This window comes from Bradyrhizobium sp., from assembly GCF_035309285.1.
Classification (GTDB): Bacteria; Pseudomonadota; Alphaproteobacteria; order Rhizobiales; family Xanthobacteraceae; genus Bradyrhizobium.
Genome location: NZ_DATGFH010000128.1, coordinates 36,266 through 56,889, shown reverse-complemented (window position 1 = coordinate 56,889; position 20,624 = coordinate 36,266). Strand labels below are relative to the sequence as shown.

At 62.0% G+C, this 20,624-nt stretch carries 19 protein-coding genes; 6 read left to right on the top strand and 13 right to left on the bottom strand.

Features of this window, described 5'->3' with window-relative positions; genetic code table 11:
- Positions 1 to 188: 188 nt before the first annotated feature.
- Positions 189 to 1,367 (top strand): bifunctional 2-C-methyl-D-erythritol 4-phosphate cytidylyltransferase/2-C-methyl-D-erythritol 2,4-cyclodiphosphate synthase, encoded by a 1,179-nt coding sequence (locus VKR55_RS24025; protein WP_324407217.1) that lies wholly within the window; start codon positions 189 to 191, stop codon positions 1,365 to 1,367.
- Positions 1,368 to 1,522: 155 nt separating this feature from the next.
- Positions 1,523 to 2,134: a CinA family protein gene (locus VKR55_RS24020; protein ID WP_324407216.1), complete on the top strand. Its 612-nt coding sequence runs from the start codon at positions 1,523 to 1,525 to the stop codon at positions 2,132 to 2,134.
- Between the two features lie 66 nt (positions 2,135 to 2,200).
- Here VKR55_RS24020 and VKR55_RS24015 read toward each other — a convergent pair whose 3' ends face one another.
- Both VKR55_RS24015 and VKR55_RS24010 read right to left on the bottom strand, forming a co-directional pair.
- Positions 2,201 to 2,728, bottom strand: a complete 528-nt coding sequence (locus tag VKR55_RS24015) for a hypothetical protein (RefSeq protein WP_324407214.1) — start codon at positions 2,726 to 2,728, stop codon at positions 2,201 to 2,203.
- A gap of 38 nt (positions 2,729 to 2,766) precedes the next feature.
- Entirely contained in the window at positions 2,767 to 3,738 is a 972-nt protein-coding gene (locus tag VKR55_RS24010; RefSeq protein WP_324407213.1) for a hypothetical protein, read from the bottom strand.
- 369 nt (positions 3,739 to 4,107) lie between these two features.
- Between VKR55_RS24010 and VKR55_RS24005 the strand changes: the two genes are divergently transcribed.
- Complete coding sequence (locus tag VKR55_RS24005) at positions 4,108 to 4,296, top strand: hypothetical protein (protein ID WP_324407211.1); 189 nt, start codon at positions 4,108 to 4,110, stop codon at positions 4,294 to 4,296.
- A gap of 296 nt (positions 4,297 to 4,592) precedes the next feature.
- On the opposite strand, the gene VKR55_RS24000 is transcribed toward VKR55_RS24005, so the two are convergent.
- The 7 genes from VKR55_RS24000 to VKR55_RS23970 form a co-directional block, all read right to left on the bottom strand.
- Complete coding sequence (locus tag VKR55_RS24000) at positions 4,593 to 5,744, bottom strand: permease (RefSeq protein WP_324407210.1); 1,152 nt, start codon at positions 5,742 to 5,744, stop codon at positions 4,593 to 4,595.
- A gap of 26 nt (positions 5,745 to 5,770) precedes the next feature.
- Positions 5,771 to 5,893, bottom strand: a complete 123-nt coding sequence (locus tag VKR55_RS23995) for a hypothetical protein (RefSeq protein WP_324407208.1) — start codon at positions 5,891 to 5,893, stop codon at positions 5,771 to 5,773.
- A gap of 119 nt (positions 5,894 to 6,012) precedes the next feature.
- Positions 6,013 to 6,711 carry a c-type cytochrome gene (locus VKR55_RS23990; RefSeq protein ID WP_324407206.1) on the bottom strand — a complete coding sequence of 233 codons (699 nt, stop codon included), beginning with the start codon at positions 6,709 to 6,711 and terminating at the stop codon, positions 6,013 to 6,015.
- 42 nt (positions 6,712 to 6,753) lie between these two features.
- Complete coding sequence (locus tag VKR55_RS23985) at positions 6,754 to 9,945, bottom strand: efflux RND transporter permease subunit (RefSeq protein WP_324407205.1); 3,192 nt, start codon at positions 9,943 to 9,945, stop codon at positions 6,754 to 6,756.
- Entirely contained in the window at positions 9,942 to 11,399 is a 1,458-nt protein-coding gene (locus VKR55_RS23980; RefSeq protein WP_324407203.1) for an efflux RND transporter periplasmic adaptor subunit, read from the bottom strand. Before VKR55_RS23980 ends, VKR55_RS23985 begins: the two co-directional genes overlap by 4 nt.
- Positions 11,396 to 11,803 (bottom strand): FixH family protein, encoded by a 408-nt coding sequence (locus tag VKR55_RS23975; protein WP_324407202.1) that lies wholly within the window; start codon positions 11,801 to 11,803, stop codon positions 11,396 to 11,398. Before VKR55_RS23975 ends, VKR55_RS23980 begins: the two co-directional genes overlap by 4 nt.
- A gap of 106 nt (positions 11,804 to 11,909) precedes the next feature.
- Positions 11,910 to 12,176 carry a hypothetical protein gene (locus VKR55_RS23970; protein ID WP_324407200.1) on the bottom strand — a complete coding sequence of 89 codons (267 nt, stop codon included), beginning with the start codon at positions 12,174 to 12,176 and terminating at the stop codon, positions 11,910 to 11,912.
- A gap of 862 nt (positions 12,177 to 13,038) precedes the next feature.
- Here VKR55_RS23970 and VKR55_RS23965 point away from each other — a divergent pair.
- A complete protein-coding gene (locus VKR55_RS23965; RefSeq protein ID WP_324407199.1) occupies positions 13,039 to 13,602 on the top strand; it encodes a hypothetical protein in 564 nt (187 codons plus the stop codon).
- A 210-nt stretch (positions 13,603 to 13,812) separates the two neighbouring features.
- Complete coding sequence (locus tag VKR55_RS23960; RefSeq protein WP_324407197.1) at positions 13,813 to 14,292, top strand: hypothetical protein; 480 nt, start codon at positions 13,813 to 13,815, stop codon at positions 14,290 to 14,292.
- Between the two features lie 20 nt (positions 14,293 to 14,312).
- On the opposite strand, the gene VKR55_RS23955 is transcribed toward VKR55_RS23960, so the two are convergent.
- Positions 14,313 to 14,774, bottom strand: coding sequence for a type II toxin-antitoxin system RatA family toxin (locus VKR55_RS23955; RefSeq protein WP_324407196.1), 462 nt, complete (start codon positions 14,772 to 14,774; stop codon positions 14,313 to 14,315).
- Positions 14,775 to 14,782: 8 nt separating this feature from the next.
- Positions 14,783 to 15,742: a lipoyl synthase gene (gene lipA, locus VKR55_RS23950; protein WP_324407195.1), complete on the bottom strand. Its 960-nt coding sequence runs from the start codon at positions 15,740 to 15,742 to the stop codon at positions 14,783 to 14,785.
- Between the two features lie 139 nt (positions 15,743 to 15,881).
- On the opposite strand from lipA, the gene VKR55_RS23945 reads away from it, so the two are divergent.
- On the top strand, positions 15,882 to 16,493 hold the full coding sequence (locus VKR55_RS23945; RefSeq protein WP_324407285.1) for a DNA-3-methyladenine glycosylase: 612 nt from the start codon (positions 15,882 to 15,884) through the stop codon (positions 16,491 to 16,493).
- On the opposite strand, the gene VKR55_RS23940 is transcribed toward VKR55_RS23945, so the two are convergent.
- Both VKR55_RS23940 and VKR55_RS23935 read right to left on the bottom strand, forming a co-directional pair.
- Positions 16,494 to 19,370 (bottom strand): valine--tRNA ligase, encoded by a 2,877-nt coding sequence (locus VKR55_RS23940; protein WP_324407194.1) that lies wholly within the window; start codon positions 19,368 to 19,370, stop codon positions 16,494 to 16,496. It abuts the gene before it with no gap.
- A 141-nt stretch (positions 19,371 to 19,511) separates the two neighbouring features.
- Positions 19,512 to 20,309: a PopZ family protein gene (locus VKR55_RS23935; RefSeq protein ID WP_324407193.1), complete on the bottom strand. Its 798-nt coding sequence runs from the start codon at positions 20,307 to 20,309 to the stop codon at positions 19,512 to 19,514.
- Positions 20,310 to 20,624 lie beyond the last annotated feature (315 nt).

Genomic DNA, 20,624 nt, shown 5'->3' with positions numbered 1-20,624 from the left:
ACAAATCTTGTGCAGTCAAGTTATATGCCTACACTTTAGACAATTCTTGCAATCTTGCAAGTGCGGTGCAGCAAACTGTGCTTTTCCTCACAGCGGTCGGGACAGGTCTCTTCCTTTATGCATAACGCGTGATATGGCCTCCGGCCGACCGCATCCCTTCAAAACGCCTGAACAGTTATCAAAGTCCCATGAAATCTCCGCGTACTGCAGCCATTCTTGTTGCCGCCGGCCGCGGCCTTCGCGCCGGCGCCGGAGGGCCGAAGCAGTATCGGATGATCGGCGGCCAGACCGTGATATTCCGCGCCATGGCCGCGTTTTGCCGCCATCCTGAGGTGTCAGCGGTGCAGCCGGTGCTGCATCCCGACGACACTGCTGTCTTCAACGCCGCCTGTGACGGCCTCAAGCACCGCGCGCCCACGCCGGGCGGCGCCACGCGCCAGGCGTCCGTGCATGCGGGACTCGAGGCGTTGGCAGGCGAGAGGCCGGATGTCGTGCTGATCCACGACGCCGCGCGACCCTTTGTCTCGCCGGCGCTGATTTCCCGCGCGATCGAAGCGGCTGATCGCACCGGTGCTGCGATCCCCGCGATTGCGGTGACCGACACCATCAAGCAGGTCGATGCCGCCGGCAATATCGCGGCGACCCCGGAGCGGGCGCAGCTTCGGGTAGCCCAGACGCCGCAGGCATTCAAATACGAGGCGATCCTCGAAGCCCATCGCCGCGCCGCGCGCGAGGGACGAGACGATTTCACAGATGATGCGGCGCTTGCCGAGTGGGTGGGATTGACGGTGGCAACCTTTGAAGGCGATGGTGCGAACATGAAGCTCACCACACCCGAAGATTTTGTCCGCGAGGAAGCGCGGCTCGCCGCCCTGCTCGGCGACATCAGGACCGGCACCGGCTATGACGTGCATGCCTTCGGCGAAGGCGATCACGTGATGATCTGCGGCGTGCGCGTGCCGCATACCAAGGGCTTTCTGGCCCATTCCGACGGCGATGTCGGCCTGCATGCGCTGGTCGATGCCATCCTCGGCGCGCTGGCCGACGGCGACATCGGCTCGCACTTCCCGCCGAGCGACATGAAGTGGAAGGGTGCCTCCTCCGACCAGTTCCTGAAATATGCGGTCGAGCGCGTCACCGCGCGCGGCGGCCGCATCGCCAATCTTGAAGTCACGTTGATCTGCGAGCGGCCGAAGATCGGCCCGCTGCGAGACACCATGCGCGCGCGGATCGCGGAGATATCAGGCGTCAACATCTCCCGCGTGGCGGTGAAGGCGACCACCAGCGAGCGGCTCGGCTTCACCGGCCGCGAGGAAGGCATCGCGGCCACCGCGAGCGCCACCATCCGTCTTCCCTGGAGCGAATAGCATGGGGGGCAGCGACGCCCAGTGCCGCCGATTTGAAGTCCCCGCAGCGCCCGCCGCGAGTCCGCCCCGGAGACTTCAAATCGATAAGCGGCACTGGCAAATATATTTATGCTTGTGGAGCTGATTTGACGTTCGCATGAGGGACTCGCAGAGAGATGGCTAGCGAACGTCAAATCAGCTCCACAAGCGCTCTGGCCCGCTCGCTGCTCGACCTCTGCCGCAGCCGCAGGCTGACCATTGCCACGGCTGAATCCTGCACCGGCGGCCTCGTCGCCGGCGCGCTCACGGACATCCCCGGCTCCTCCGACGTCATCGATCGCGGCTTCATCACCTATTCGAATGAAGCCAAGCGCGAGATGCTCGGCGTCGAAGTTTCCACGCTGCAAACCTTCGGCGCCGTCAGCAAGGAGACGGCGACGCAGATGGCGGTCGGCGCGCTCGAGCGCGCCGACGTCGATCTCGCCGTCTCCATCACCGGCATCGCCGGCCCCGGCGGCGCCACGCCCGGCAAGCCGGTTGGCCTCGTGCATTTCGCGGTGGCCGCCCGCGACGGCCGCATCATCCACCGCGAGCATCGCTTCGGCGCCATCGGCCGCACGACGGTGCGTGCCCGCTCTGTCGTCGAAGCCCTGCGCATGCTGATGGAGCTCGCCCGCGGCCCGCAGCAGGTCAAGCCGAAGCGTGCCGCCGTCAGCCGCCTCCGCCCGCGCGTGGTGCGCACGCCGAGGCGGCATGTGGTGAAGCGGCGGAGGCCGCCGCGGGGGTGAGCGATGCAGGGTTGGTCTCGATATGCCACCCATCGTCATTCGTTCCTGAATGCGGCTCTCGCCGCCTCAGGGCTCGGAGAGTTGCGTTTTGCCCAACGGCAATGCCAACCCATAAGGGCTGTGCTCTCTCATGAAATCACGCCAGAAGCGCATCACCGCCTCGAAGATATGCGTTGCCGGCACCATGTGTAGTCGGCCTTCCAGCTCTCCCATGTCGACATACAGAATCGTACGGCTGCCGCCGTGGGGCACCTCGCTATAGGCGGCCCCTCCGAAAGTGCTGGTAATGTGTCGCACCCATGTTCCTTCGGGCTGGAAATGCTTGGAACCGTTAGCGAGACCCTGCATTTGAGCCTGCCAAATGCTTTGTCCGTCAAGCCACTCCCTGAGCCCGTGGATACTCTTCTTCATACCCAATTGCTTCTGTTTGGCTTCGTCCTCCTTGAGAAAGCCCTTCCATACCCAATCAGACATGTGATGCGCGGTGATGACGAAGTTCATGGCGTGACGCGCAGAGCCAGGATCGTCGCAGAAGTCGTCAAACTCCTGCACAAGCTTGCCATAGAATTGCAGAGGCGTGGTGATGCCAAACATGCGCGTAACCCGCTATGGACTGGTCACAAAAATATGAGTCAAGGCCAATTGTGTCTCATTCGCCGACGGCGCCGCCACGATTGGAGCTTCGAAAGCAACGCGGTCTTAATGCTCGACAACGATTCTAGCCAGCGAGTCACTGCGCGCTTGGCGACATACGTCCAAGTGTATCGTCTGTATTTTGAATCTAAGCCAAAGATTTCGGCGCGCTTACGGAGATAGATGGCCGTATCGGCATCTTCGAGCGCCTTCAACTCCAGTAAACTGCTTTGGTCTCGATAGGGCTGCGGGACGTAAAACCGCACAATCAAGATAATGCCAAACAGAAACGTCAAAACGGCATAAGTCAGTATAACCTTGGACCAAACCCCAAGGGTCGGATGTCGGTAGATATCTACAATGAAGTAAACGGTCACGGCTGAAGAGAACAAGAAAATTGCGACCGACAGCAAAATCACCACAGCGAAGAAAGCGCCAAATATTATGGTATTCGCGCGAGTTGGGAATATCCAATCCTCATAGACGCGCGGCATGTAAAATTTGACGCCAAAAGCACTGGGCGCAGCGATCTTGCCAAAATTGCTGAGAGCTTGATTTGGTGAGGAGAGCTCCACTAGGTGCTCAATGACAGTCAATGTGGTTTCCCGTGAAATAGCAACTATCCATGTCGCCACCGCGATAAAGCAATACAAGGTAAGCAGTATCTCTTTTACTCCAACTGCTTCTTTGAGGGTAACGCTAAAAAGCGACACAGTTGCGTCGTTACCGAAAAAGCCAACAACCTGGAATCCGGTTATTGCGAGTTGCAGGGCGAATAACTTTATGAGCCGCTCATCAAGCTGCCTTGCTTCCGTGCTGAGCCGCGTCATGTAATCGGAGGAAAAAAACGAATCTCCCTCGTCCGAAGCGTAGGCGCGGTCGAGGTCGCGCCTTATTCGCGCCTTGTAGGTTAGCCACGTGATCGGAAATCTGACCGGCTTTATCTGGTCCACGTGATCTTCACTAGTCATCCCGCATCCCCCGCGCAATCTAAGCGCGAGGGACGATCTTCGGCAATAGCTGGTGAACGATTAGCTAGTCGCTGGCAGGGACGCGAAATGCAAGCGATAACTGACCTACCTGTGTTGGTCAGTTCAGCGAATTCGTCACTTCCAACAATTTTTCCTTGTCAGCGCTTACTCGGCAGTTGAGAGGTAGCTACCGTGGTGTTCTACAAAATTCAAACGCCGGGGGTCGACCCAAGGCCGCGGCGATGATGGTGCAGCCCCATGCATCAGGGAACCGTTTGCCCGACGGGCAAATAACTTCGCTTTATCGGAATGCATGTCAAGTCCCTCTCACAAAAATATTTCTCTTTATCAGAAGCACAAATCAGTTGCATGGTTCGTCCCGTCTCGCGCCGGCCAGAGGGGCGGATCGCGATCGTCACGAACGTGGCGCGGGATGCGATGGACGCGTGGGCCGGCTTGACGAGCCTGGCCGATGCGGACGGCGAAATCGCGTGGTCCTGGCACCCCGACGCTGGTGTCAAGCTTGCGGGCGACGAACCCGCAGGCGACGGTGGCTAGAAAGCCCGGTACACCGGGGAGATCGCGTATAAGCCGTAAACCATTGCGCGGGGAACGCCGGATTGTTTCGGCTGCCCTGTTGTTGCTTGCGTGCGCAAAGTGCACATTTTTTGCACGCAAGGCTCGCGGGTGCGGCCAGCATCCGGTGTTCCCTGCGCCCTCTGACTTTCGAGGGCGACCGATGATGCAAAGCTCGGGAGCAATTGCGCCGCGGGAACGTGGATTTGCGTCGCTGTTTGACCGGTTAAATCAGAATGTCCAAGGGATCGTCTACCTGCGGGCCCACCCCGCTCCTCCTAATGAGCATGCCCCATTGCCGATGGCTTGTTCATCATGCGCAACATCATTGGGCCTCCCGTTTTCAGGAAGCGCCTGACCAGGAGCCCAGCCAGAACGAGGAAGGCGATGTCGAGCCAGGTCGTGTAATTCCAGGTGATGGACGCTTCGGCCACCAATGCATTGCGCTGAACCGGAACGAGATCAAGCATTCCGAAAATCAGTTCGATGATCAGGGCCGCGCCGGCCATTGCCACGTAGAAGGTGGCGAACAAAAAGCCTGCCATCTTCAGCCCGTAATACTTGCGATAGATGTTGAGGACTGGAAGCACGATCAGATCAGCGAAGATGAATGCGATCACGCCGCCGAAACTGATGCCGCCGTTCCAGAGTACGGCTGCGAGCGGAATGTTTCCGACGGAGCACACGAATGCAATGACGGCCACCAACGGCCCGACGGCCGGACCCCAGATCTTCGCGAGCGCCGAGTGATCCACCAGGAAGAAGGATTGCCAGAACGCGCCCGGCACCCAGGCTGCCAGTGCGCCGGCGATCAACAGCCCGCCGGCGATGTCCATCCAGACAGACGCCCAGTCCATCACGAAATAATGGCTGATCGCGGTGAAACCACGGTCCGATGTTATTCGTTGCCAAAGGCTCCCGCCTTCGGTCACCGACATGTCCATCTCGGCATGACCTTCCATCCGGCCGGCGATGCCCCTGTCCGCCTGCCTCCTCGCTTCGTCGAGAAGTGTCCTGCTGAGAAATCTCCTGAACAGCAGGACCAGCAATGCGACCATGACCGGCGCCCCCAAGAACTCCGCGATGGTCAGTTGCCAACCGAGGAACACCAGCATGATGATGCTGAGCTCGAGAACCAGGTTGGTCGATGCCATCTCGAACGCCATGGCGGCGGTGAAGTCGGCGCCCTTGCGGAACACCGAGCGGGCGATTGCGACGGCGGCATAGGAGCAGGACGAGGACGCGGCGCCGAGTGCGAGAGCCTTCGCAATCGTGCGCGGCCGGTCGTCAGGCAAGAGGTTGGCCATTTCGCGGTGGGACACGACCGCCTGAACGACTCCTGAAAGCGCAAACCCAAGGATCAACGGCCACAGGATGTCCCACCCCATGGCAAAGGCCATGCCGAGCGCGCGCAGAAGGGCTTCAGCCATCTCCATCATATTCGCCGGTCCATTCGTCAGGAACGCAGGTATTTGATGAACGCTGCGATCCCGAGCACCAGGAACGCAAAAACGAGAAGCCAGATGACTCCCATTCCGAACATCATCTCAATCGGCATTCCGATCATATCCATCATCATGCGCTACTCCTCCCGGCCCATCCGGCCGGTCGTCATGCCGCGTGCAATACTGAGCGTTTTTGGGTCCGGAAGGTTCCTGCAGTTCACCCCCTCAATCAGCTTGTAGGCGCCGTGCGGCTTCAACACCGAGCTTCGATCGTGCGGCTGATCTCCTCGGGCGCGGCAAAGATCACGTCGGCCCGATCGCCCATCATGCCTGCCGGAACCAGAGCCGGTGCCCCACTCCGCGGGCCGGCTTTGCTCGAATCCGTCTTGAGCCGCAGATTGCGCTCCCAGAACGCCCGTGTCTTGCCGTCAACTGTGGTTACCCGATAGGTGTCGTGGCAGTAGGTAATTGCTTTCACCTGCGCATTGGGCGTCAGATCCTTGAGGTTTCGTTCGCCTCCGCCGCCCATCATCCCTCCCATCGTGCCGCCCATTCCGTTCATTTGGTTCTTCGCGGTTCGCGCTGGCGCGCCCGACTTGGTAGCCTCCTTCAGGAACGCCAACAGATCGGCGCGAACGCCGGCGTCCTTGATGCCTTGGAAAGGCATCTCATTACCTGGCACCATCTGCTGTGGGTCGGCGAGCCATGCGTCGAGCGAGCGGTCATCCCAGATGATTCCGGACGACCTAAGCGCGTCGGAGTAACGCTCGAAGCTCTGCAGGCTGCCGGCCTTGCGGCCCCAGATATTTCCCAGACTTGGCCCAGTCATGTTGCGGTCGGGTTCGAGCGAATGGCATGGTGCACAGGCTTGAAAATCCTTCTGCCCGCGCATCGGATTGCCGTTCTCCGCAAGCGCAGGCGATGCGAGCACAACGATCGCGAGCGCTGTCACGATACAGCCTTTCATGGCCTCCTCCCTTGCTCTTTGTTCGGATCATTCAGCAGGCTCCGGAATCCGCTGCTTAACCGGCTTTGGTTTCTCGATTGCGGGTCGCGATGGTTTGCCGAGGTCATCGGGAGGCGGCCGGAAGCCCTTGACCAACCCGAAGATCGCCGGAATCACGATCAGCGTGAGCAGGGTCGAGGAAATCATGCCACCGATCATCGGCACGGCAATGCGCTGCATGATCTCGGAGCCGGTGCCCGTGCTCCACATGATCGGCAGCAGTCCCGCCATGATGGCGACCACAGTCATCATCTTCGGCCGAACGCGCTCGACGGCGCCCTCCATGATTGCCGCGCGAAGGTCCTCCCGGCTCAAGGCCCGCCCCTCGGCGGCGCGGCGGTCTCTGATCTCCGCGAGCGCGTGGTTGAGGTAGATCAGCATCACGACGCCAGTCTCGGCCGCGACTCCGGCGAGCGCGATGAAGCCGACGGCCACCGCTACCGATAGATTGAAGCCGAGCCACCACATCAGCCACAATCCGCCGACCAGCGCGAATGGCAGCGACAGCATGACGATCATGGTCTCGGTGACTGACCGGAAATTGAGGTACAGCAGCAGGAAGATGATCAAGAGCGTCGCCGGCACGACAATCTTCAGACGCGCCTCGGCCCGCTGCAGATATTCGTACTGGCCGCTCCAGACTACGTAGTAGCCGGGCGGAAACTGAATGCTTGCCTGCACCGCGCGCTGCGCGTCGGCCACGTAACCGCCGAGATCGCGGTCGCGGATATCGACGTACACATAGGTCGCAAGCTGCCCGTTTTCCGTCCGGATCGTGGTCGGCCCGCGCGTTAAATGGACCGACGCAATCTCTCCGAGCGGCACGGCTCCTCCCGCCGGCATGGGGACGAGGATGTCGCTCGCGATCTTCTTCGGATCATCCCTGAGATCGCGCGGGTAGCGCATGTTCACGGTGAAGCGCTGCCGGCCTTCGACCGTTGTCGTGACCGTCTGTCCTCCGAGTGCGGTCGCAATGGTGTCCTGGACGTCCTGGACCATGATGCCGTAGCGTGCGAGCGCCAAACGATCCGGCGTGATTTCGAGATAGTAGCCGCCGAGACCGCGCTCGGCATAAGCCGACGATGTGCCCGGGACCGCCTTCAGAACCTTCTCGATCTCCTTGGCGAGGCGATCGATCTCGACGAGATCGGTGCCGATGACCTTAACGCCGACCGGCGTCCGGATACCGGTCGAGAGCATGTCGATGCGCGCCTTGATCGGCATCGTCCAGGCGTTGGAGACGCCCGGGAATTGCAGCGCCTTGTCCATCTCCGCGATCAGGCCGTCGATCGTAACACCAGGCCGCCACTGCTCCTTGGGCTTGAGGTTGATGATGGTCTCGAACATCTCCATTGGTGCCGGATCGGTTGCCGTCGAGGCGCGTCCGGCTTTGCCGTAGACGGACGCTACCTCCGGAAACGACTTGATGATCCGGTCCTGCATCTGCATCAGTTCGGCGGCCTTGGTCACTGATATGCCGGGCAGCGTTGTCGGCATGTAGAGCAGCGTCCCTTCATTCAGGTTCGGCATGAACTCGGTGCCGAGCTGCCTGGCCGGCCAGATGGTGGCGGCGAGCGCAGCGATCGCGAGCAGGATGACGAGGGTTTTCGCCCGCAACACGCCATTGATGACAGGGCGGTAGATCCAGATCAGGAATCGGTTGATCCAATTCCGGTGCTCCGCGACGATCCTGCCACGCACGAAGATCACCATCAGCGCTGGCACCAGCGTTACCGACAACAAGGCAGCCGCCGCCATGGAGAAGGTTTTTGTGAACGCGAGTGGGCTGAACAGGCGTCCCTCCTGCGATTCCAGCGTAAAGATCGGCATGAATGAGACGGTGATGATCAAGAGGCTGAAGAACAGCGCCGGTCCGACCTCCGAAGCCGCATCGATCAGGATTGCGACCCGCGACTTATCGGGTTCGGCGCGTTCGAGACGCTTGTGAGCGTTCTCGATCATGACGATGGCAGCGTCCACCATGGCGCCGATGGCAATCGCGATACCGCCAAGGCTCATGATGTTGGAGCCGATCCCGAGCAGCTTCATCCCGCCGAACGCAATCAGGACACCGACCGGCAGCATCAGGATCGCGACCATGGCGCTGCGGACGTGCAGAAGGAAGACGACGCAGACCAGCGCGACGATGAGGCTTTCCTCAACCAGCGTGTGTTTGAGCGTGTCGATGGCGGCATAGATCAGGTTGGAGCGGTCGTAGACCGGCACGATCTCGACCGACTTCGGCAGGCTGGTCGCGATCTCCTTGAACCGCTTTTTGACATTCTCGATGACATCCAGGGCGTTCATCCCGAAACGTTGCAGGACAATGCCGCCGGCGACTTCTCCTTCTCCATTAAGCTCAGTGATGCCGCGCCGCTCGTCTGGGCCTAACTCGACCCGAGCGATATCACGCAGCAGGACCGGCGTCCCGCCGTCGTTCTTGAGCACGATGTTGCCGAGGTCGTTGATGCTCTTCAGATAGCCCTTGCCACGGATCACATATTCGAACTCGGACAGTTCGACTGTCCGCCCGCCGACGTCGGCATTGCTGGCACGGATCGCATCACGAATTTTCTGCATGGTGATACCGAGATCGCGCATCCGCTGCGGATCAAGGATGACGTTGTATTGCTTCACGAAGCCGCCGACACTTGCGACTTCGGCCACGCCCTTGGCCTTCGCCAAAGCGAATTTGAGGTTCCAGTCCTGGATCGTCCGCGTGTCGGCCAGGTTCAATTCCCTGGAGACCACGGCGTACTGGTAAACCCAACCCACGCCGGTAGCGTCGGGGCCAATGGTCGGTGTGACGCCCGCAGGCAGCCGTGACGAAGCGCTGTTGAGGAATTCGAGGACTCGCGAGCGCGCCCAATAGATGTCGGTGCCGTCTTCGAAGATTACGTAGACAAACGACACGCCGAAGAACGAGAAGCCACGTACGACTTTTGATTTCGGGACGGTGAGCATGGCGGTGGCGAGCGGGTACGTGACCTGGTCCTCAACCACCTGTGGCGCCTGCCCCGGGTCCTCAGTGTAGACGATCACCTGCGTATCGGAGAGGTCGGGGATCGCGTCGAGCGGCAGATGGATCAGAGCATAGATTCCGGCGGCAGCCGCAAAGCCGGTGCCGAACAGCACCAGGAGCAGGTTGCGTGCGGACCAGGCAATGACACGGGAAATCATTGGCGCTCTCCCGTGTCCTGCGCATCGCTCGATGTCGCTGACGGCTGCGGCGCGTCCGCGTCCGCAAAGCCCTTCAACGCAGCCTTCAGGTTGCTCTCGGCGTCGATGAGGAAGTTGGCTGACGTGACGACCGCCTCTCCTTCCTTGACACCGTCAGTGATCTCGATGTAGCCGCCACCGCGACGGCCGAGCTTGACCTGGCGCGGCTCGAATCGGCCCTCGCCCTTGTCGATCAGGACCGCTTGATGCGTGCCGTCGTCGAGAACGGCACTCTCTGGCACGGCGAGCACCGGGTCCGGCGTGCCAGTTTCGATCTCCGCGTCGACGTACATCTCCGGACGCAGAACTTCATCCGGATTAGGAAGCTCGACGCGGATGCGTGCGGTGCGCGTCTGGGCGTTCAGGTGCGGATAGATCAGCGCCACGGTCCCCGTGAAGGTCTGGCCGTCCAGCCCGCGCGGCCTGATCGTCACTTTCGCTCCGGCCGAGACCTGACCGAGATCGCGCTCCGCGATATCGATGAGGACCCAGACAACACGGTGATCGGCGATCCTGAACAGCACGTCTCCTGGTGCCGCCCGCATGCCGTTCACTGCGTTGCGTTCGACGATTTCGCCGTCTTGCGGCGCAAGCCAAGGAATGGAGAGTGAAATCTCGCGAGTGCGCTCCAGCTCCTTGATTGCCGGCTCGGGCGTTGCGAGGTTTTCCAGCCTCCGCCTTGCACCCTTCAACTCCTTTCCGGTAGCGCCCGCGTTGATTGCGGAGAGATATTCGGCGGCGGCGCTGGAGAGCGCAGGGCTGTACACGTACAGGAGCGGTTGGCCCTTGTGGACGTGATCGCCTGTCGTGACGTTGGCGACGCTGTCGACAAAACCCTCGAAGCGTAGCGCGACGACCGAGACCCGCCGCTCGTCCTCCTGGACAGTCCCGGGAGCTCGAATGATCGATCTGACTGGTCTGCGTGTGACAGGTTCGGACTTGGCGCCCGTGCGCTGAATCTTGCCAGGCGAGAGCTTAACCGAACCATCGTCGTTGTCCTCGCCCTCGTAGACCGGGATGTAATCCATCCCCATCGAGTCCTTCTTCGGCACCGGCGAGGTGTCTGGCAGGCCCATCGGGTTGCGGTAGTATTTGATCTTTCGCTCGCTCTTCGCCTCGACGCTCCTGTCAGAGCTCTTGGCGTCAGCCGCCGGCTCATCCGGTTCATCAAAGCTGACGTCAGCGCCCACCGGCACGGCGCGCCAGTCGCGGCCGCCCGGCGTTTTCTTCGGCGTCAGCGAATAAAAAGGCTTCCCGTCCGGATCCTGGTAATAGATCGGTACGCCGCCGTCTGCTGCCTTGGCAGCGGACACCGGGCGAGCGGTCGCATCCGGCCGCAGGCTCACGCCTGCGACGAATGCACCGGTCGCCACCGCGATTATCGCAGCGGCGCCGGTCCACGAGGCGCGTTTCATTTTTGCGCCGTGACGACAAGCTTGCTTTCGACGCTACCCGTTTCGCCCTGCACCTTGGCGCCGAGCGACAATTGCCAGCGTCCGGCCATGCTGAAGTTGGCCTTGAACCGATAGGTGCCGGGCTCCGTCGCCGGCATCGGCGTCAGCTTGGTGGCCATTTCCTGCATGCCATCCGGCGCCATGTCGAGCCGCGAGGCAAATATCACGGCGCCCGGCACGGCGTTCCCCGTCTTTTTGTTCAGCAGTTTGACGGTGATGATTTTGTCGGTGCCTGCCTGGACGGTCGGCTCGACGAGTTGGAATTCGTAATCCTTGATATCGGCGAGAGCGAGCTTCGGCGCTCCGATCACGGAAAGGCCGATCAACGCCGCGGCGAACGCGCACGCAGCAGTGGTCATCTTCATGATGTCTGTTCCTCAAAACGTCTGATGAAACCGCCGGAGCGGCATGCGACGACGCGCGCGGCCCATCGTCGGCCCGCGCGTCAATGGTCCGGCGTCGGGACGCCGATCAGACGGTCTTTCGAGGTGGGTGATCGGGTGGATGCTCGCCGAGACCGTCGATCAACTGGTCGTCCGGCAGGGCAAAAGCGTTGCGTGAGAACTGGCGATCAACCAGCCCGGCGGCATCAGGCGCGAGCAACACGAGATTGAACGCGCAGAGGGCGACGAAGGGACAAGAGCCGCAATCCTTGGCCTTTTGATCCTGCTGGTCAGGGCAGCATGGCATGTCAGCGGCCATGTCCGCATCCGCCATCTGCATCGTGTCGGCGGTCATGACCGGCCCGGCCGCCGCCGGCGTAGCCAGTGGCGCAAACGTCAAACCCGCCGTCACGAGGAGGGCGAGCAGAAGTTTGAACAAGCGTCGGGCAATCATGGCGCGACACACTCCCACAGGAAGCCGGGACTGAAAAGGTCTTCTCGTTCACAAATTCGCTGGCCATCGGGTGGCCGCGCCGGGCAACCCGCGACGCCGTCAAAGAGGGCAGACTGATTTGCCCGGCGGGCTGATTTTCCGAAATCGTGTCAAGCCCCTTTGGCAAAAATTTTTCTCTTTATCCGAAGAGCAAATCACTTGTAGGTTTCGCCCCGTCCCGCGCCTTCAAAAGGGGCGGATCGCGATCGTCACGAACGTGGCGCGGGATGCGATGGACGTGACGGCTTCCTGGACGAAGGAAGCGGTTGCGGACGAGCGAAGTCGTGTTGTCCTGATCCCCCGACGCTGGGATCAACCCCCGGGCGTTGACCCGGGGGGACGGTGGCTAGAAAGCCCGGACACCGGGGAGACCACGTATAAGCCGTAAACCATTGCGCAGGGAGTGCCGATGTGTCGGCGTACCTGTGGCGTTTCTTTTTGCATGCGAGCCGCGGGTGCGACTGGTGCATCCGGCGCTCCCTGCGCCCTTGAATTTTCGAGGGGCACGAACGAAGCATCACCCGGGCGAAATCGCGTCGCGGGAATGCTGAAACTCGTCATTGCGAGGAGCGACTTGTCCGCCGTAGCCCGAAGGGCCAAGGCGTCGCAATGACGGCGGAGTAGATGTTTGACAGGTTGAATCAGAAGCGGCTTGTCGCCGGCTATGCAGGGTGCTCGCCGTTGCCGACGCCAACGCAACCGAGGCTCCCTTCGTGAGACGGTCGTGTTGCGATTTGTTGCGGTTGATATTCCGCGGAGCTTCGCCGATAGTTTTGGGGTGATCAAAGCAATCAGATCTTGTGCCGCGCTCGCGGCGCTCGCTCTCCTTTGCTTGGCCGGACCGGCCCGGGCTCAGGAGAAGGAGCCTTTCGCGGTGGTTGAGCTTGGCGCGGCGACTGAGCATAGCTTCGACGACGGCGCCTCCAGCTTTGGGCCGTCGGCGTCGGTGGAATTTCCAATCATCAAGGATTGGCTCGAAATCGAGACCGGCATTTCGCCGCTGTTTCGACCAGGACAAACCGAATGGCAGGGCGATCTTCTGTTCAAAAAGCCTTTCACGCTGAATGAGCAGGTCGAATTCATGATCGGAGCCGGCCCGGAGCTGAGCTACGTAACGGCAGGCGGCGGTAGCAAGGTGGCCGGTGAGATCGCAGCGGAATGGATGGTCTGGCCGTCCACGGAGCACAAGTTCGGTTGGTTCGTAGAACCCACCTATAGCTATTCATTCAGCAAGGGCCACGAGCAATCCATCGGCATTGCCACTGGATTGATGGTCGCCATCCCGTGAAGGGCGTCGAGAGCAAGCTTCGTCGGCTGTTGCCCTGCGATAGCGCTGCGAACTCCCGAGAAACAGGAAATACGATCCTCGGGAAATCGTGCCGCCAGCGTGCTTTTGCGCTAAAATCCCGGGAACGCCCTCGTCAGAAATCAGTTCTATAGACATGGCACTGATGGGGAAACTCCCTCCCCGGTCAGCGTATGCGAATGGAGTTGAAGCATGCCCGGCGCCGCCGCGAGTCCATTTGCGTTCCTGATGATAGCGATCTGGTGGGCCGGTGTCGTTCTGCTCGGACTCGCCCTGGCCTATGCCATGGTGCGAGCCGGTCGCCTGCGTCGCGACGAGCGGGCGCGGCTTGATCAGACCACACAAGCGATGGTCGATGAGGAGACAAGGGCGCGGGTGCTCTCCGAACAGCAGCAAGAGGCGCGTTCGACTCCTCCGAGGTTCGGCCCGCGGCGAGATGTTTCCAACGGCTTCGCGCTGCCCGGCGTGGTCGCGTTCCTTGCGATCCTGCTGATGATCCTGGCGACGGCCCAGAGCCCAAGGCCCGCGAACCAGGTCACGACGACCGGCCGCGCGCCAGGCCAGCCTGCGCAAAACCAGGAACAACCGGTCCGATCACCGGCGACACCCGGAAACCAACCGGGCAGCGACAGCGCGCGCGGCGACAAGGAGCCACTGACCAGGCATCAGTGAGCGTTCGTCACGACGACGAGCTACACCACACGTTTCCCGTAGATCATATCCGCGCGCTTCTCGAACGCTGCGGAAAACCTCGTAAACGCCGCGTCGAACATCGCGCCCATCAGCGTCGCCAGCATCTTGCTCTTGAACTCATAGGCGATGAAGAAGCCGACATCGCAGGCCTCCTCGCCCTTGGCCTCGAAGGTCCAGCGGTTCTCGAGATTCGAGAACGGGCCCTTCAGATAGTGGACCAGGATCTTCAGATTGGCGCGGTCCAGCGTCACCTCGCTGGTAAAGGTTTCCTTCACGAGCTTGAACGACACCGTCATATCGGCGGCGACGGTCTCGGTGCCGTCGGGGTTCTTCCGGCGCTGACGAATTTTCAGCGCCTGGCACAGCGGCACGAACTCAGGATAGCGCTCGACGTCGGCGACGAGGTCGAACATCTGCTCGGCGCGGTGCTGGACGCGCCGCTTGTTGCTGAAACGTTGCATATCGGACGCTAACGGGCGGCCGCTGCGCGAGCCGCCCTCAGTTTGGCAAAATCCTCGCCCGCATGATGCGACGAACGTGTCAACGGGCTCGCCGACACCATCAGGAAGCCCTTGGTGTAGGCGACCTTCTCGAGGCCTGCGAATTCATCCGGCGGGATGTAGCGCATCACCGCATGGTGTTTTCTGGTCGGCTGCAGATATTGGCCGATGGTGAGGAAATCGACGTCCGCCGAGCGCAGATCGTCCATCACCTGCAGCACCTCATGGCGCTCCTCGCCCAGTCCCACCATGATGCCGGATTTGGTGAAGATGGCGGGGTCCATCTCCTTCACCCGCTGCAACAGCCGGATCGAATGGAAATAGCGCGCACCCGGCCGCACCGACAGATAGCGCGACGGCACGGTTTCGAGATTGTGGTTGAACACGTCGGGCTTGGCGTCGACCACCATTTCGAGCGCGCCGTCCTTGCGCAGGAAGTCGGGGGTCAGCACCTCGATCGTGGTTGTCGGGCAGCGGGCGCGGATGGCGCGGATAGTCTTTGCAAAATGCTCCGCACCGCCGTCGGCGAGGTCGTCGCGATCGACGGAGGTGACCACGATATGGTTGAGGCCGAGCTTGAAGGTTGCTTCAGCGACATGCTCGGGCTCGCCAGCATCGAGCGCGCCGGGCATTCCGGTCTTGACGTTGCAGAAGGCGCAGGCGCGGGTGCAGGTGTCGCCCATGATCATGAAGGTCGCGTGCTTCTTGTCCCAGCACTCGCCGATGTTCGGGCAGCCGGCCTCCTCGCACACCGTGTGGAGGCCGTTCTCGCGCACGATGTTGCGCGTGTCGGCATAGCCGCGCGTGTTCGGCGCGCGCACGCGGATCCAATCCGGCTTCGGCGGCGACACGGCGTCCGGCCGGTTCACCTTCTCGGGGTGACGCGGGCGCAAGGGGTTAGGGGAAACGGTGTCGATCAGGGTGACCATGGTCTTGGAAATCTCTGCGAAGCCTCTAGGTATGCCGGGCAGCGGATACTCGCAACCCGGCCCATCATGAGGCTAGCAGAACGGAGCGGATATTGGCAGCATTCGCCCCTGTTTCGTCCCCGATTCCCGCCGCTTGAAGATGCCTCCAGCCACAAGACGGGCCGCCACAGCCCCTGCCCTCGGCAAGCCGCTGAAACGCGCCTTTTTCGGACGCAGCGTGCATGAGGTCGCACCCGACCTGATCGGTGCGACGCTGCTCGTCAATGGTGTCGGCGGCATCATCGTCGAGGTCGAGGCCTATCACCACACGGATCCAGCCGCGCATTCCTATCGTGGGCCTACGCCGCGCAACAAAGTGATGTTTGGCCCGCCGGGTTTTGCCTATGTCTACCGCTCCTACGGCATCCATTGGTGTGTGAATTTCGTCTGCGAAAAGGAAGGCTCCGCGAGCGCGGTCCTGATCCGCGCGCTTGAGCCGACGTATGGGTTAGCGGCCATGCGCCGCCGCCGCGGTCTCGACGATGAGCGCGCGCTCTGCTCAGGTCCGGGCAAATTGACGGAAGCGCTCGGCATCACGCACGCGTATAACGGCCTCGCCCTCGATGCGCCGCCGATCGCGCTCTACGCGCGCAAGGACGACGTCATCGTCGCGTCAGGTGTCCGCATTGGCATCACCAAGGCGATCGATCTGCCCTGGCGCTACGGTCTGAAGGGATCGCGCTACCTGAGCAAACCGTTTCCGGCTGACTGATCAGGCATCGACGTCATGGAGGCGCTGCAGCGCCTCGATGATCTTGGCCTTGCGCGCCAGCGCGGCCTCGCGCTTTTCCTTCTCCTCCTCGACGATCTCTTCGGGAGCGTTGGCCACGAATTTCTCGTTGCCGAGCTTCGCGTCGACGCGCTTGATGTCGGCGTCGGCCTTGGCGATCTCCTTGTCGAGGCGGACCTTCTCGGCCTGAAGATCGATCACGCGCTTGAGCGGCAGCGCCGCGACCTCACCACGTACCAGAAGCTGCACCGCGCCCTCCGGCGCACGATCTGCGAAGGAAATGTCGGCGAGCCGCGCCATCCGCTTGATGACATCGTTCCAGCGCGGCAGCCGTGCCCGCGTCTCGGCAGAGGCGTCGGCCAGCACCAGCGAGGTCAGCGTCGCCGGCGCGATGTTCATCTCCGCGCGCACTGAGCGGATCGAGGTAACGAGATCGACCACCCAGCCGATCTCGGCCTCAGCCGCCGTGTCTGTGAAGTCGACGGTTTCGACCGTGAGCATCGCCGGCGGGATTCCGGGCTCGGTCGGACTCGCCGCGGACATCAGCGCCACTTCCTCGGCCGTCAGCGCCTCGGCCTTGCGCGACCAGGCAGACAGCGCGAGCAATGTCTCGCGGCGGCCGGTCACCTCCCACAGTTCCTCGGTGATGAAGGGCATAAAGGGATGCAGGAGCTTGAGGATCTCGTCGCGCGCCCAGGCGACCATGGCGCGGGTCTCGGACTTCGCGGCCCCCTCCGCGCCGAGCAGCATGGGTTTCGCGAGCTCCAGATACCAGTCGCAGTAGACGTTCCAGACGAAGCGGTAGATCGCGTTCGCCGCATCGTTGAAGCGATAGGCCTCAATCGCCTCGGTCACCTCACGCGTGGCGCGCACGGTCTCATGCGCGATCCAGCGGTTCAGCGTGTCGCTCGCCTTGGTCGGATCAAATCCCTCCGGCACCACGCAGTCGTTCATCTCCGCGAAGCGGCAGGCGTTCCAGAGCTTGGTCGCAAAGTTGCGGTTGGTCTCGACAAGCTGCGACGACAGCTTGATGTCATGGCCCTGCGCCGCGCCGCGCGCCAGCGCAAAGCGCAAGGCATCGGCACCATATTCGTCGATGACCCCGAGGGGATCGATGACGTTGCCTTTCGACTTCGACATCTTCGCACCCTTCTCGTCGCGAACGAGACGGTGGATGTAGACGGTCGAGAACGGCGCCTCCTTCATGAAATGAAGGCCCATCATCATCATCCGCGCCACCCAGAAGAAGATGATGTCGAAGCCGGTGACCAGCACGTCGGTCGGGTAGTAGCGCTTCACCTCCGGGGTGTCGGCGGGCCAGCCCAGCGTCGAGAACGGCCACAGCGCGGATGAGAACCAGGTATCGAGCACGTCCTCGTCGCGGGTGACGAAACCGGCGCGCTTCTCGCGGTCCAGCGCCATCTCGCGGCCCTGCTCGGCAGTGATGACCTCCCGCTCGACATAATAACCGAGCGCGTTGCTCACCGCCTCTTCCTCGGTCTCGGCGACGAACACCTTGCCGTCGGGCCCGTACCAGGCCGGGATCTGATGGCCCCACCAGAGCTGACGCGAGATGCACCAGGGCTGGATGTTCTCCATCCACTCGAAATAGGTCCTCGACCAATTCTCCGGTACGAACCGGGTGCGGCCGGACCGCACGGCCGCGATCGCGGGCTCGGCCAGCGTCTTGGCGTCGACATACCATTGGTCGGTCAGGTATGGCTCGATCACGACGCCGGAACGATCGCCATGCGGGACCATATGCGCATTCGGCTCGATCTTCTCGAGGAAGCCGAAGTCTTCCAGACGCGACACGATCAGCTTCCGCGCGGCGAAGCGATCGACGTTGTGCAGTTCCTGGGCGAACTCCTCCGAGCCTGAGCCTTCGGGAAGGCCGCGCATATAATCCTCGTTGCCGACCAGCGCCATGCAGCCTTCCTGGTCGAACACGTTGATCTGCGGCAGGTTGTGGCGCTTGCCGACCTCGAAGTCGTTGAAATCGTGGGCCGGCGTCACCTTCACCGCGCCCGAGCCCTTCTCCGGATCGGAGTAATCGTCGCCGACGATCGGAATCTTGCGGCCGACCAGCGGCAGGATCACGTGCCTGCCGATCAGGTGCTTGTAGCGCTCGTCGTCGGGATTCACGGCAACGCCGGTATCGCCGAGCATCGTTTCGGGACGCGTGGTGGCGACCACGATAAAGCTTGCGGGATCGTCCGGGCTGAAGGTCCTGCCCTCGATCGGATAGCGCAGATACCAGAGGCTGCCCTTGATCTCGACCTGCTGCACCTCAAGATCGGAGATGGCGGTCAAGAGCTTCGGGTCCCAGTTGACCAGCCGCTTGTCCTTATAGATCAACCCTTCGCGATAGAGCTGCACGAACACTTTCACCACCGCCCGGGACAGGCCTTCATCCATGGTGAAGCGTTCGCGCGACCAGTCGCAAGAGGCGCCGAGACGCTTCAACTGGTTGATGATCGTGCCGCCGCTCTCTTCCTTCCATTGCCAGACGCGTTCAAGGAACTTTTCGCGGCCCATGTCGCGCCGCCCGGGCTGTTGGCGTTCCATCAATTGCCGCTCGACCACCATTTGGGTCGCGATGCCGGCGTGGTCGGTTCCGGGCTGCCAGAGCACGTCGCGGCCGCGCATCCGCTCGAAGCGGCAGAGGATGTCCTGCAGGGTGTTGTTGAGTGCGTGCCCCATGTGCAGCGAGCCCGTCACATTCGGGGGCGGAATCACGATGGTGAAGGGCTTTTCGTCGCGCCGGTCGGGGCGGCCGGCCTTGAAGGCGCGGGCATCCTCCCAAACCACGGACATGCGGCCTTCAATATCGGCGGGCTGATAGTTCTTCTCGATCATGGCTTGCATTCGGACAAAACGACGGGGCTTAGAAAGCCGCCGACGCGGCCCAAGTCAACATGACTGGCACGCCAAAAATGCCATTAAATCGATCCGAAATGGCTTATTCGGGGCTGATATGGTGTCCCGGCGAGCCGACTTCTAGCGGCCGCGCGAGACGCGCTCGATTTCGGCCTTCACGATGCGCTCGACCAGTCCCGGCAGATTGTCGTCAAGCCAGGATTTCAGCATCGGCCGCAGCATTTCCTTGACCAGGTCCTCCAGCGTCCGCGCGTTGTTGCTGAGCACGGTATGCGCCAGCGTGTTGAACGCCGATTCCACCGCTGAAACGGTGCTTTGCGAAAGGATGGGCCCCGACGGAGGCGCTTGCGGCTGGGGATCGAAGGTCGGCGGCTCATAGGCCGGCGGCCGATTGACGGCGCGCGAAGCGGCCGACTCGGCAAATTCGAGATCGTCCTGGGGCTCGACCTTATGGAACGAGGGCTGCGCTGGCGGCGCGACGCTCGGCACAGCCATCTCATCGGTCAATTCGAACACTTCGCCGTCGGGCTGCGCTGGGCGAATTTCGTCCGCGGTGGTCGCTTCATCGAGCCCATTCAGAAGTGCATCGATGTCGTCCTGGCTGTTGGTCGCTCCAGGAGCGGGTGGCGGCGGTGGTGAAGGTGCTGGCGGCGGCGGCACGGACGCCACCGCCTTCTTCTCCGCAGCCGCAACCGCGGCCGGAATCTTCGACGGCGGAATGTCGGCCAACGCAGGCTTGGGCGGCGGTGGAGCCGCGGCGGGCTTCTCCGCCTTTGGCGGTGGAGGCGCAGGCGCCACGGCTGCGGGCGGTGCCTGCTTCTCGCCCGGTGGTTTTGCCTCGTCGTCGGCGATGATGCGCCGGATCGACGCCAGAATCTCCTCCATCGAGGGTTCTTGGACCTTTGCGGGCTGCGTCATCTCCGACTCCAAATCATCAACGCCCTCGCATGCGTTGTCTTACACCAAGCACGACGCGAATCGCCGGTTCCGGTTGCACGGACTTGCGCAATTTCCGCCGCAAGCCAGACTTGTCCCCAGATCACGCGGCGCGAATCATCGCGCGGCTCCGCCCTGCTCGGGGCATCGAAGCGTCGCGGTCATGCGGCCATGATGCCGCATGCGTGCCACGAATCGCTTGGCTGCCTTTCTAAAGGCTATGTCATCGCAATTAACGATTGCAAGCAACGGCCTGTGGAGGGTGTGCGATTCGCAAGAACCCACCGGCATGCGCAA